The organism is Vibrio sp. Vb1755, from assembly GCF_033338635.1.
In the GTDB taxonomy this organism is placed as follows: Bacteria; Pseudomonadota; Gammaproteobacteria; order Enterobacterales; family Vibrionaceae; genus Vibrio; species Vibrio alginolyticus.
The window spans coordinates 293421-304954 of sequence record NZ_JAWOTA010000001.1; the positions used below are offsets into that span (position 1 = coordinate 293421).

13 protein-coding genes and 1 riboswitch are annotated in these 11534 nt (G+C 44.3%); of the genes, 2 read left to right on the forward strand and 11 right to left on the reverse strand.

Annotated features, from left to right (window positions below; translation table 11 throughout):
- Positions 1 to 31 precede the first annotated feature (31 nt).
- Complete coding sequence (locus R7E00_RS01380; RefSeq protein WP_017635151.1) at positions 32 to 328, reverse strand: isoamylase early set domain-containing protein; 297 nt, start codon at positions 326 to 328, stop codon at positions 32 to 34.
- Positions 329 to 606: 278 nt separating this feature from the next.
- Between R7E00_RS01380 and R7E00_RS01385 the strand changes: the two genes are divergently transcribed.
- The gene (locus tag R7E00_RS01385) at positions 607 to 987 is read left to right on the forward strand and encodes a hypothetical protein (RefSeq protein WP_171342621.1); all 381 of its coding nucleotides are present in this window, start codon (positions 607 to 609) and stop codon (positions 985 to 987) included.
- An 83-nt stretch (positions 988 to 1070) separates the two neighbouring features.
- Complete coding sequence (locus tag R7E00_RS01390) at positions 1071 to 1670, forward strand: thiol:disulfide interchange protein DsbA/DsbL (RefSeq protein ID WP_005373667.1); 600 nt, start codon at positions 1071 to 1073, stop codon at positions 1668 to 1670.
- Between the two features lie 70 nt (positions 1671 to 1740).
- Here R7E00_RS01390 and R7E00_RS01395 read toward each other — a convergent pair whose 3' ends face one another.
- The 10 genes from R7E00_RS01395 to codB all read right to left on the reverse strand — a co-directional run bounded on the left by R7E00_RS01395 (position 1741) and on the right by codB (position 11165).
- Positions 1741 to 1986 carry a hypothetical protein gene (locus tag R7E00_RS01395; RefSeq protein ID WP_005373664.1) on the reverse strand — a complete coding sequence of 82 codons (246 nt, stop codon included), beginning with the start codon at positions 1984 to 1986 and terminating at the stop codon, positions 1741 to 1743.
- A gap of 152 nt (positions 1987 to 2138) precedes the next feature.
- Positions 2139 to 2582: a DUF3429 domain-containing protein gene (locus R7E00_RS01400; protein ID WP_171342620.1), complete on the reverse strand. Its 444-nt coding sequence runs from the start codon at positions 2580 to 2582 to the stop codon at positions 2139 to 2141.
- A gap of 10 nt (positions 2583 to 2592) precedes the next feature.
- On the reverse strand, positions 2593 to 3138 hold the full coding sequence (locus tag R7E00_RS01405; protein WP_025767949.1) for a glutathione peroxidase: 546 nt from the start codon (positions 3136 to 3138) through the stop codon (positions 2593 to 2595).
- Positions 3139 to 3243: 105 nt separating this feature from the next.
- Entirely contained in the window at positions 3244 to 3900 is a 657-nt protein-coding gene (ribB, locus tag R7E00_RS01410) for a 3,4-dihydroxy-2-butanone-4-phosphate synthase (protein ID WP_005373655.1), read from the reverse strand.
- 113 nt (positions 3901 to 4013) lie between these two features.
- Positions 4014 to 4154: riboswitch (FMN riboswitch) on the reverse strand.
- Positions 4155 to 4258: 104 nt separating this feature from the next.
- The gene (locus R7E00_RS01415) at positions 4259 to 4876 is read right to left on the reverse strand and encodes a hypothetical protein (protein ID WP_005373653.1); all 618 of its coding nucleotides are present in this window, start codon (positions 4874 to 4876) and stop codon (positions 4259 to 4261) included.
- Positions 4877 to 4993: 117 nt separating this feature from the next.
- Positions 4994 to 6847 (reverse strand): MFS transporter, encoded by a 1854-nt coding sequence (locus tag R7E00_RS01420; protein ID WP_262606155.1) that lies wholly within the window; start codon positions 6845 to 6847, stop codon positions 4994 to 4996.
- Positions 6848 to 6993: 146 nt separating this feature from the next.
- Positions 6994 to 7752 carry a helix-turn-helix domain-containing protein gene (locus R7E00_RS01425; protein ID WP_213907769.1) on the reverse strand — a complete coding sequence of 253 codons (759 nt, stop codon included), beginning with the start codon at positions 7750 to 7752 and terminating at the stop codon, positions 6994 to 6996.
- Complete coding sequence (locus tag R7E00_RS01430; protein WP_115386528.1) at positions 7753 to 8391, reverse strand: HD domain-containing protein; 639 nt, start codon at positions 8389 to 8391, stop codon at positions 7753 to 7755. It abuts the gene before it with no gap.
- A gap of 248 nt (positions 8392 to 8639) precedes the next feature.
- Positions 8640 to 9917 carry a cytosine deaminase gene (locus R7E00_RS01435; protein WP_262606154.1) on the reverse strand — a complete coding sequence of 426 codons (1278 nt, stop codon included), beginning with the start codon at positions 9915 to 9917 and terminating at the stop codon, positions 8640 to 8642.
- Between the two features lie 9 nt (positions 9918 to 9926).
- Positions 9927 to 11165 (reverse strand): cytosine permease, encoded by a 1239-nt coding sequence (gene codB / locus R7E00_RS01440; RefSeq protein ID WP_318124398.1) that lies wholly within the window; start codon positions 11163 to 11165, stop codon positions 9927 to 9929.
- Positions 11166 to 11534 lie beyond the last annotated feature (369 nt).

An 11534-nucleotide genomic window follows, 5' to 3' on the forward strand; every position in this document is an offset into this window, starting at 1 on the left:
TAGGTATGGAATCTTAAAGCGAAATTACCGCTTATTCGGTGGTACACACGACGCTGTTGTCGCTGCCAAAAACATTTGGAACGTAAGCATCAGCTTGTGGGTCATTTTCCCACTTCGCATCATCGAGCAAGTAACGGAACTGAACATTCTGCGCTTTAGGTAAGCGGGTTTTAAATTTAAACTGACGACTTTTCTTCACTAATTTCATCGGTTCTGGCTGCCAGTTGTTGAAATCTCCAGCAATTTGGACAGAGTCCCACTGATCTTTATCTAGCTCGAACGTGACTTCGACTTCATCTTTTGTCTTAAAGAATCTTTTTTTAAGCATTGATCTTTCCTTGTTCGTACAAAAACTGTTCTAACTATTACTCGTGTTGCATAATGATTTCAAGTTTTATCGAATTGTTGCTGGTATCTGATGAGGGGAGTATCCGAACGGTGAATAGCTCGTTGTGCTGGTTTCGTGTACTGAGGGAGCGTTAGAGAGAAAATTCACTAGCCTAAAATAGTCAAAGAACAGAGTTTGTTAGCGAGCCGAGAGTCCGTATCTTGAAGTCAAACCGTTATCATGTATTATCTTAAATCACCATTTTCCTTGATGTAGCTATGTTGAAGTTTAACCGTACATTGTTGACTGCGATAGTTTGCTTAGTTGCTATGCTTTTGAGTAGTGTCGCTCCTGTGGCGCAGGCTTCCGCTCAGATGAAAACAATTGAAGTACGCGATCTTATTGTTCAACAGGCTGCTCTGCACAAACAACTTGGCATCAATGACGACTGCGTAGAATCACATCACGATGAGTCAGCCATCAATAAGGCACAACAATCTCACACGAGTTGTAGCTCTTCCTGCATGGTCAAAATTCCCGCCAACTTATCTCAAAACGACTTACTGCTTCTTCCTTATAGCCTTGCCTTGATTGATAGGCCTCTAGTCGAAAAAGTAGTGACAGTGATCACCAAGCTTTATCGTCCTCCGATTGTTTAATTCCTCATCTCAAATTACTTGGGGTTTACCCCTTTTTACCAAATGAAATTATTTGGCATTTGAATGCCACAAGGAAATAAACAATGAAAAAACTACTTGCCTTATGTAGTGCACTTTTACTGACTTTTACCGCTCATGCAGCGCAATTTGAAGAAGGGAAGCACTACAAAGTTCTGGATGTAAAGAAAGCATCGAAACCTGTTGTGACGGAATTCTTTTCTTTTTATTGCCCACATTGCTACAAGTTTGAGTCGCTTATTGAGCGTTTAAAACCTGCTCTGCCAAAAGAGGCAAAGTTTGAAAAGGTGCATGTGGGGTTCATGGGCGGAGATATGGCGATTCCGATGGCCAAGTCCTACGCGACGATGGTGTCGCTTGGGGTTGAAGATACAATGATTCCTGCCATGTTTGCCCAAATTCATCAAAAGCGACAAGCGCCAAAAGACGAAGCTGAGCTGAAACAACTCTTCGTTGATAATGGCGTAGAAGGTAAGAAGTTTGATGCGGCGTACAACAGTTTCGCCGTAAACTCAATGCAGAAAGGTTTTGATAAGCAATTCTCTGCTAGCACGTTAAGAGGGGTTCCGGGTGTGGTTGTGAACAATAAATACATTGTTTTGGCCAACGAAATTCGTACTTACGACGAGTACAATCAATTAGTTAATTACTTATTGACGCTGTAACTGTAAATAGCATTGATGCTTAAAAATGGCGACGGTAGAGTCGCCATTTTTTATGCTTATCACACTCGTATTATCTAAGAACGCTTGTACATGCTTGAGTCGGAACACTAGTCATAAATATGGCATGCGGATAAAACAAGCTAGCAGCAGTGATTGCAACATTACATGGCTGAGCAATCGTGGTTTTAATCACATTGGTAAGCACAGCGCCTGTATTATTTACTGTTTGAGCGGCGGCTTGTTGTGCCTGGTAAGACACGCAACCTGTCGTTGCATTGATCATCGCAGTGCTAAACAAAAGTTTGCGAAAAAACATATTCATATCCTTTGTGAATGCTTTGAATTACTTATATGTGGATTGATTCATAAATGAAACAAAACAGTGTTCAAAATATGTGTGCATTCACGAAATGAACATTGTTTTATAAAAAGACGTTTTTTTGTGATCTTAGTACTGGACAGACCAGGTTATGAAACTAAAGCCAATCCGTGCATTACGATTACGCCGAAGGTCAGTTTGCTCCTCATTCCTTGATATCCCTTGGGCTCGGCGTCTTGTTCGACTTTCCTCACGAGCTTTTCTGCATACCAAACAGCAAGGTACCCAATTGCTAAGAGTAGGGTTGCGACTGCGTAATGTTTGTGGCCCTGCAGTAATGCGCCCCAAGCCAGTAAGACAAAAAGGTTGCTGAGAATTAATATATTTTGGCTAAGGCGATGGTAGTAATGCTCAATGCCATTACCCCAAAGGATGCCGGATAAAAAACTTAATATAACGGCGCTATATGCGATGAAAAATTGCTGACCACTTAAATTGAAGAGTGAGATGTCAGTGAAAATCAGCCCTAAACTAAACACAAATGGAACCAGGCCTAAGTAACCGAGTTGTAGCATGGTTGAGCGTGTTGTCATGGTCGTCACCTTATAATTGTTGCTCTATCATATTGGTAAGCGTAGTACTTGTCGGTGATGTGGAGCTTGGAAAAGTAGCAATAACTTTACCTTCAGAGCTAATTAGAAACTTGTAGAAGTTCCATTTTGGTTTTATGCCTGCTTGGTTAGTAATCTGGTTGAAGACTGGGTTCGCATCTACACCTAATACTGAAGAGCGAGCCATCATTGGAAAGGTTACCCCGTAATCGAGATAACAGACTTTCGCTGTGTTTGTTTCGCTTCCTCTATCTTGTCGAAAGTCATTGCTCGGGAAACCGATAACGGTGAAGTTTTGGTCTTTGTAAGTTTGATAGAGGGTTTCTAACTGTTCGAACTGAGGAGTGAAGCCGCACTGGCTTGCTGTATTGACGACTAGTAGTGTCTTTCCCTTAAAGCTTTCGCATAGATCGACTTCTTCCGTTGAGTTTAACAACCTTTGCTTACCTTGAAGAATATCAGGGCACTCAGATGCAAGAGCAAGCGAATTCATGGAGAGAAAGCTAACAAGAGCGGCGAAGTTCAGTAATCCTTTCATGGTGTTGTTCCCCTTGTTTTCAATAAGTATAACTACTTAAGTGCAAAGAGGATCGATCAAAAAAGCCGCACAAATGCGCGGCTTTTTTCTAGACCTGAGATCTGACTATGCCAGTTTCAACTCGAACTGGTTCAGGTACATTACCATGTCTTCAATCGTCAGTACCGGCATGTTGTGCAGGCGACCGAATGCTACGATCTCCGGTGCCTTTGCCATCGTGCCATCTGGATTGGTCACTTCACACAGTACGCCAGCGGGTTGAAGCCCTGCCATTTGCATCAGATCAATCGTACCTTCTGTGTGACCACGGCGAGTCATTACACCACCTGGACGTGCGCGCAGAGGGAATACGTGACCCGGGCGAGCAAGATCTTCCGGTTTTGCGTGCGGGTTTGCCGCCGTTTTAATGGTCGTTACGCGGTCTGCTGCTGAAACACCCGTTGTTACACCAACTTTCGCTTCAATAGAAACCGTAAATGCGGTTTGGTTTGCGCTGTTGTTGTTTACCACCATTGGAGGCAGTTCCAGTTTGTCTGCTTGAGCATCTGTTAAGCACAAACAAACGATGCCGCTACATTCGCGGATCATCAATGCCATTTGCTCGTTAGTGAGGTGCTCGACTGAATAAATGATATCGCCTTCGTTTTCGCGATCTTCATCATCAAGAAGCAGTACGCCACGGCCTTCTTTTAAAGCGATAAGTGCGTTTTCAACGCGAGTAATTGGGTCGCCGAATTCGGCAAGTAGTGATGACTGATTCATGGTTAACTCCTAAATTTCACCAGAATCAGGGCGGTATGAGAGATCGCCGTAAAATACGATCAAAAAGAAGTGCACCAGCATTCTTAGCGATCTGACTCGCTATGCTGGTGTATTCTTATTCTCTTTCATCCGGACTATAACCGTCGGCTCTGGCATCTCACCAGATCTGCTGACCTCGACGAATCGAGCGCTCGCGGGCTCACTTGAAAAAGTATACCGCCGGTGGGGAATTTCGCCCCGCCCTGAGAACAATTAAAAATGTACCACTTCATCCAAGTTGTGAAGAAGTGGAGCTAGGATAGTACTGCGAACTGAATAGCTTGGAAAGTCGATTCCATCTGTATGATGGAAAAGTGTGCTATCGACGGAAATAATCTGTGCGAATAAAGTGATCAATCTGCTGCGGCACGAAGGTGTTGTAAATCAGGCTCGTATGCGTTTGCTTCACTTCGATATGATCTTGCATACCGTCCAGTCTTGTCTCTTCTACGGTAACGGTACCGTCCGACATGGTGTTGTCATTACGGATCAACAATGGGCGAGCGCCAATCGGCATCGTTCCTGCGATACTGCCGAGTTTTTGAGGGAAATCCCAGGCGTCATCATGTTTGTTTAATCCGTGGTGTGGCGAATTGCCTAAAATTGCACCCAATCCGAGATCTTGAATTCGGCCTACAATGGACGCGCCTTTAAGAGGCGAACCGATAGCGACAACATGAGAGATTAAGTTAGTGCTCGGTTTTCTGTTGGCGAGATAGCGCTTAATCATCAAGCCTCCCAAGCTGTGTCCCACGAGCACGTTTGTGGTCAGTGGATTAAGCGAGTGATCAATAGAATCAAACAGTGAAGACTCATCGATAGCAACAGTGTTATAGCTGAGTACTTGCGTTTCGTATCCGAGTTTTCTCAGCTTTTGGCTAAGAGGCTGCATGACCAGCCCATGCATATAAAGACCATGTAAGATGATGATTTTCATAATACCTCCTAGATTTATGACGTCGTAGATATCCTACTCTAATTGACAAGAAACTACTTGTGCTTTGTGGTGCATATTTACGTTTTGCTGCAAAGTTTGACTGCTGTAGCAAGCGACTCAGCCCAGTAAATCCTGTACTTGTTGTTGCAATTGATGACGATTTAAAGACGCAGGACTTAACACTTCACCGATAACAACATCCACTTTTGACCAAAAACGAGTCGGTCGTTTTGTGAGAGCATGTCCGCCTTTGTGGCTGAAAAAAGAACCCCAAAGCCCTTTTAACGCCATAGGGATGACAGGAACAGGGTTACGTTCAAGGATTTTCTCTACACCAGGGCGAAACTCACCCAATTGACCGTTAGACGTTAAACGACCCTCAGGGAAGATACAGACAACCTCACCGTCGTTAAGTGCTTGTTCAATCTGCTCAAATGCTCGTCGGTAAGTGTCGGCACACTTACGTGGAGAACAGATCGGGATAACACCGGCATGACGGAATACATATTTAAGAACAGGTAGCTCGCTGATGGACTTGTCCATCACAAAACGAACCGGGCGAGTAGAGGTTCCCATCAAAATCAATGCATCGACATAGCTAACATGGTTAGCCACGATTAACGCAGCACCTTGTTCAGGAATATGTTGGCGCCCCTTTACGGACACACGATACATACAATGGCTGAGTAAATAACTGATAAAGCGTTGTGTGAATTCCGGTACTTGACGATAGACATAGACTGCCACGAAGAAGTTACCTATTGCCATCATGGCAAACAGTTCCACAATAGAAAGCTCTAGTACGCTGAGTACAACGATCGAAATCAAAGCAGACACCACCATAAACAATGCATTCATGATGTTGTTAGCAGCAATGGCACGTGCACATTCCCCTTTGTTTGAACGCGATTGGATGAACGCATAAAGAGGAACAATAAAGACACCGCCGCTTACACCAACAAGGAACAGGTCAATCATGACGCGCAGATGTTTGGATTCAGCAACGAAGCTTTGCACATCATAAAAGTGCACCGGAAGCGATGGATAACTCGGGACTGCCCATAGCAAGTCGACGCCAAACACTGTCATTCCAAGGATACCGAATGGCAAAATACCAAGCTCAACGTGGTTGAAAGAGAGCTTTTCACACAACCAAGAGCCTGTCGCGATACCAATGGAAAACAATGCCAACAGTAAAGAAACGACAGTACTGTCTGCAAACAAATGTTCGCGTGCGAAGTTAGGGAATTGAGTTAGGTAAGTCGCACCCATGAACCAGAACCAACTGATGGCAAGAATAGACATCCAGATGCCTCTCTGTTTTTTTGCCACTTTTAACGTGTTCTTTAAACCAGAAATCGGTTCAAATTTCGCTTTGTCATTCGATTGGCTAGGCATCGTTGGAATATTCACGCTGCTCATGAACCCAAGCAAAGACAAGGCAATCACGGTACAAGAAGCAATCAAGGTACCATTAGGAATGGCTAGCAGCAGGCCTGCGCTAAGCGTACCTATAAGAATCGAAAGAAACGTGCCCATTTCAACCCAAGCATTTCCTTTAACAAGCTCATTTGGTTTGAGCGCTTGTGGTAACAAGGCGTATTTCACGGGACCAAAATAGGCCGATTGAGTGCCTGTCATAAACAGCAGAACCAGCATCAGCATGGCACTTTGGGTGGCAATAGCGGTTGCTGCGCAAGACATGATAGCTAGTTCGATGAGCTTTAGACGTCGGATTAATTTGGCTTTGTCCATGCTGTCAGCGACGGCACCAGCATGCGCTGAGAATAGAAAGAAAGGTAGGATGAATAAGCCTGCCGCCAAATTAACGAATAGATTGACAGATATTGGTAGGTTATCAATTTGGCTGTATGTCACCATCAATAACAGAACGTTTTTGTAGATGTTGTCATTGAGTGCGCCAAGGCATTGCGTCACAAAGTAAGGAAAAAAGCGTTTTGAGAAAAACATGCTGGCTCCGATTAAACAAAGTCGAATGAGATGGGAGCACTTTATGCTCAATGAACGATTAAACCAGCTTTCTCTTTCAAGTGACGTTGTATGCCACCAAAAGTAACGAAATTCGTTACTTTCATTTCCATTCGTTTATTGAGTTACTAATTCCGAGACTTCTGAGCAGGTTTTCTTTCCCATGGTTCAAACAGAGGGAACGTCCAGCGACGCATCGCAATAATCAGAGAGGTGCCGTGCTTTTCGTCCATATCGAGAGAGCTATCACTTTGGCAAGCCTGATAAAACTCATCGATGACCTTTTGCAGTTTCTGTTGTAGCTTCTTGTTGGTTGGTACACTCATCAATCCTGTTGCCATGGAGAACTTTTCATCTTCACCAGAAAAGTAGCTTTGAAAAAAGGCGTCTTGAACTTGCTGCTGGAAGAACCGTTGAATAGGGCCGCCCATCTGCCACTTAAATGTCGGAGATATACGCAAACGAATTTTGTTATTTGGCTGCAAGTCGATGATGTTCAGCCGATCCAAATGAGCAAGCTTTTGCACCAGTTCAAACTCATTGAAGGTGTATTGCTGAACGATTTGCTCAAACTGATAGCCATTTACAACACAGATTGCCACGAGTAGCAGGGCTTTATCATCAACCAACTGCTTTTCTTGCTCTAACGTTAGCGACTCTAGACCTTTATTGTGCGCAGCCGCGATCTTAAACAGTTCCGCCATTTCTAAACCAATCAATTGGCAAATGCGTTCTAAGCGTTCAAGACTAATGTGTTGACCTTCAGCGAGTAAACGTTTGACGCTTCCTTCACTTAAATCAAGGTGTTGTGCAACATCGGCATAATGCAGCCCAGCTAACTTTAGTTGGCGTTTAAGCTCTTTAATTAACGTATAGCTTTCTGACATTTACGCTGTTACCTCGTCGTGTAACTGCTCTAGGTACGTTTGCATAAAGGTTTTGCGTTTTTGCGCTTCGCGTCTTGCTGACTCTGTGTTCATGGTTTCAGCGATTTTGAATAACTTGGTTTGAAAGTGATCCAGAGTGAATTGTTTATCGTTAAGTTCACGTTCTTCGGCAAATATATCGCTGTCGTTGTAAAGTTGCGCGTTAAATTGAGTGCTGACTTGAATGCATCGCGTCACGCCAATTGCGCCTAAAGCGTCCAGACGGTCGGCATCTTGGACGATTTTAGCTTCCAACGTATTTGGCCTGATGTTTGCGCTAAAGCTGTGTGCCTCTATCGCATGAGCAATGGCATCATGATATTGCTGCGGATAATCGATACTCTCTAAAAATGCGACCGCTTTTTTGGCTGCGATGATTGAGCTCTCTTTGCGATTTGGGTGATCTTTCGGATAAGTAAAGCAATCATGCAAATAGGCAGCCGGTAATACAATCGCGATGTCTGCACTTTCTTCTTTGCAGAGCTGTTTCGCTGTTTTGACCACGCGTTTTACGTGTTTAAGATCATGAGCTGCATCCACTTGCATCTCTTGCTGCATAAATTCCAAAAATTGCGGTTCTATCTGGCTTAATGACGTCATGGTTCATATCTACAACTAAAATGAAGTCAGAAGTATGCCCAACGCTTAGAATAATTTCCAAGTGCGATGGTGTAATTGAGATTCAGCCACCAGAACCTTGTGCAACGTTTGGTACTGAGCCGTTTTATATGGCCTTTCAATGTGTTCAGCGGTTTATGAGACAAGAATAGACAGAGCGAGCAGTGATGTTTACCAGTAGAAAAAAGGCCTGACGATGTCGTCAGGCCTTTTTCTTTTCGCCGATCTTTTTAGCGTTTGAACGTTACTTGCTCTGCTTGTTCAAGATGAATATGAGTTGTCGCAGGCTGTGTTTCTGCGATCACTTTACCGTGACGAACAGAGTAGCGAACCGGCACTTGGCGACGTACTGCGTCAAAACCATTTTCTGCGGGAAGAATCAGTAAACTACCTGGTTTGCCTTCTTCAATGCCGTGCTTGTCTTGAATGTTCAGTGTACGTGCTGAATTGGTGCTGATCAGATCCAGTGAGTTGTTGATTTGGTCGTAACCCATCACCTGACACACGTGCAGACCCATATGCAGCACTTGCAGCATGTTTGCAGTGCCTAGTGGGTACCAAGGGTCAAATACATCATCGTGTCCAAAGCAGACGTTGATGTTGGCATTCAGCATCTCTTTCACTCGTGTTACGCCGCGACGTTTTGGGTAATCATCAAAACGGCCTTGTAAGTGAATGTTCACCAATGGATTTGCCACGAAGTTGATACCGGACATGCGTAATAAACGGAACAGGCGAGATGCGTATGCACCGTTGTAGGAACCCATCGCTGTGGTGTGACTGGCCGTGACTTTATTCCCCATATCAAACTTGTGCGCTAATGCTGCCAGTGTTTCAACAAAGCGAGATTGCTCGTCATCGATTTCATCACAATGCACGTCGATCAGGCGGTCGTATTTTTGCGCTAACTCGAATACGTAGTGCAGCGATTCAATGCCATATTCGCGTGTGAATTCAAAGTGTGGAATCGCGCCAATCACGTCCGCACCTAATTTGACGGCTTCTTCTAGCAGCTCTTTGCCATTTGGGTAAGAGAGAATTCCTTCCTGCGGGAAGGCGACGATTTGGATATCTACCCATTCTTTCATCTCTTCACGCACTTCTACCATCGCTTTTAGGGCAATTAGGGTAGGGTCTGAAACATCGACGTGGGTACGAACGTGTTGTACGCCGTTTGCTATCTGCCATTTTAAGGTTTGTTTTGCGCGCGCTTTCACGTCTTCAATCGACAGCATTTCTTTGTGCTCAGCCCAACGTTCAATACCCTCAAACAATGTGCCAGAGATGTTCCAGCTAGGCTCGCCTGCGGTTTGAGTTGTATCTAAGTGAATGTGTGGCTCGCAGAAAGGCGCAACCGCCATACCGCCTTCAGCATCGATGATGTCACCGTTATGACTAAGCTCCACATCGTTGCTTTCAATGCGCTTGAATTGACCATCTTCAATCAAAATTTGCTGCAGACCTTCTTGTCCTTTTAGCGTTACGTTTTTGATCAGTAGTGTTGTCATGATGGTTCCTTACGCTGGCTGTGTAGCCAGTGCTTTTTTGTTAAGAATAGGATTAAGAATCAGGAAGCTAATTGCGCCGCCAAGTACAGCGTTAATCGGCACTACGCCAGGCAGGAAGTGTCCCGCACCAACGCCAATCACGACAGCGATAATGCCAGCCCAGTTAACGTTTTGGAATTGGGCGGCTTCAAAGTTTGCGTAGCGTTTACGGTTCGTGAAGAAGTCAGCGATGATCACACCGCCAATCGGTGGAATTGCCAAAGATAAGAAGGTCAGCCAGCCAACAAAGTTATTGTAGAGCCAGAGAGCGCAAAGTGTGCCAACAAGACCGTTCGCCATTGAGGTGTATTTACTTGGTAAGCCTGTGATGTTGGAAAATCCAAGACCCGATGCGTAGAGCGCGTTGTCGTTGGTCGTCCAGATGTTCAAGCCAAGAACGATGATAGCTGGAATAAGAAGACCTTGCGCGATCATCACTTCAGAAATGTCTGATTGACCCGTCACCGACGCACCTGCCGCGCCAAAGATAAACATTAACGAGTTACCGATGAAAAATGCCACCATGGTGATCATCACGGCGCTGCGCGGCTTTTTACCAAAGCGTACGAAATCCGCCGTTAATGTACCAGCACTGACAAAAGAGCCGACAACCATCGCGAGAGCTATTGAAAAATCGAGTGGCTCGGTTGGTTGAACTTGTTGTAGTTCGCCAATACCACCAACGCTATTTACTGCCTCGATGACAGAGTAGCCGCCAAGTAGTGCAATGGCAGGAACGGCGATTGCTGACAACACCATCAGTGCGGAGATGCCAAAGTAAACGGTCGCGGTCATGAGCAAACCGGAGACGAGGATCAAAGTATTGGTATCGATGCCCGTTGCTTTGTGCACCGGAATCGCAAACATCGCGACACCAACTCCAAACCACCCAACTTGAGTACCGCCAAGAAGAGCAGAAGGAAGCCAAGAGCCTTTAGAACCAAAAGAGAAACGAGCAAGAAGGTGAGTAGAGAGACCAGTAGAAGCGCCGATGTAACCGAGGAAAGAAGTGTAAATACCGAGGATTAGGTTACCGATGAGAACAGCGAGGAAAAAATCATTGAAGGAGAGCCCAGTACCGAGAGAACCCCCAGTCCACATACTTGCGGAGAAAAAAGTGAGTCCTAACATCACCATTGTAAGTGATGCCACGCCTTTTCTGGCCGTGTTGGGAACTGGTCCAAGACTGTAATTATTGTCTCCAGCCATTATTACCTCCGCACATTGAAACATTAAATTATAGCACCTGATTTCAGGCAAACGGCGCGTATTATCGTGATGTAAATTTAATAGTCAATGATAAAATTGCAATTTAAACGTTTGCTTGATTTTTGTTGTGTATTTTTTCTTTTAATAACAATAGTTTGATTTTTAAATTCTAAAAGTGAAAAGTTTGGTTTTACGTGTTTTCTATGATTTATAGACAGATTTTCTATGTGAAGTTAATGTTTTGAATTGCTATTTGTTTTTATGGATTAAATTTATCTATAACTCTGAATTGTTCAGTCGATTTCTATGAAAAGAAAACGTTTTCATGATGAGGTTTTTGGTTTGGACGGTATTTGTTCTTTTCTTGGG

What these genes read in the sequence shown, in the direction of transcription:
- R7E00_RS01380 (WP_017635151.1), bottom strand. Translation starts at nt 328, where the DNA reads ATGCTTAAAAAAAGATTCTTTAAGACAAAAGATGAAGTCGAAGTCACG.
- R7E00_RS01385 (WP_171342621.1), top strand. Translation starts at nt 607, where the DNA reads ATGTTGAAGTTTAACCGTACATTGTTGACTGCGATAGTTTGCTTAGTT.
- R7E00_RS01390 (WP_005373667.1), top strand. Translation starts at nt 1,071, where the DNA reads ATGAAAAAACTACTTGCCTTATGTAGTGCACTTTTACTGACTTTTACC.
- R7E00_RS01395 (WP_005373664.1), bottom strand. Translation starts at nt 1,986, where the DNA reads ATGTTTTTTCGCAAACTTTTGTTTAGCACTGCGATGATCAATGCAACG.
- R7E00_RS01400 (WP_171342620.1), bottom strand. Translation starts at nt 2,582, where the DNA reads ATGACAACACGCTCAACCATGCTACAACTCGGTTACTTAGGCCTGGTT.
- R7E00_RS01405 (WP_025767949.1), bottom strand. Translation starts at nt 3,138, where the DNA reads ATGAAAGGATTACTGAACTTCGCCGCTCTTGTTAGCTTTCTCTCCATG.
- ribB (WP_005373655.1), bottom strand. Translation starts at nt 3,900, where the DNA reads ATGAATCAGTCATCACTACTTGCCGAATTCGGCGACCCAATTACTCGC.
- R7E00_RS01415 (WP_005373653.1), bottom strand. Translation starts at nt 4,876, where the DNA reads ATGAAAATCATCATCTTACATGGTCTTTATATGCATGGGCTGGTCATG.
- R7E00_RS01420 (WP_262606155.1), bottom strand. Translation starts at nt 6,847, where the DNA reads ATGTTTTTCTCAAAACGCTTTTTTCCTTACTTTGTGACGCAATGCCTT.
- R7E00_RS01425 (WP_213907769.1), bottom strand. Translation starts at nt 7,752, where the DNA reads ATGTCAGAAAGCTATACGTTAATTAAAGAGCTTAAACGCCAACTAAAG.
- R7E00_RS01430 (WP_115386528.1), bottom strand. Translation starts at nt 8,391, where the DNA reads ATGACGTCATTAAGCCAGATAGAACCGCAATTTTTGGAATTTATGCAG.
- R7E00_RS01435 (WP_262606154.1), bottom strand. Translation starts at nt 9,917, where the DNA reads ATGACAACACTACTGATCAAAAACGTAACGCTAAAAGGACAAGAAGGT.
- codB (WP_318124398.1), bottom strand. Translation starts at nt 11,165, where the DNA reads ATGGCTGGAGACAATAATTACAGTCTTGGACCAGTTCCCAACACGGCC.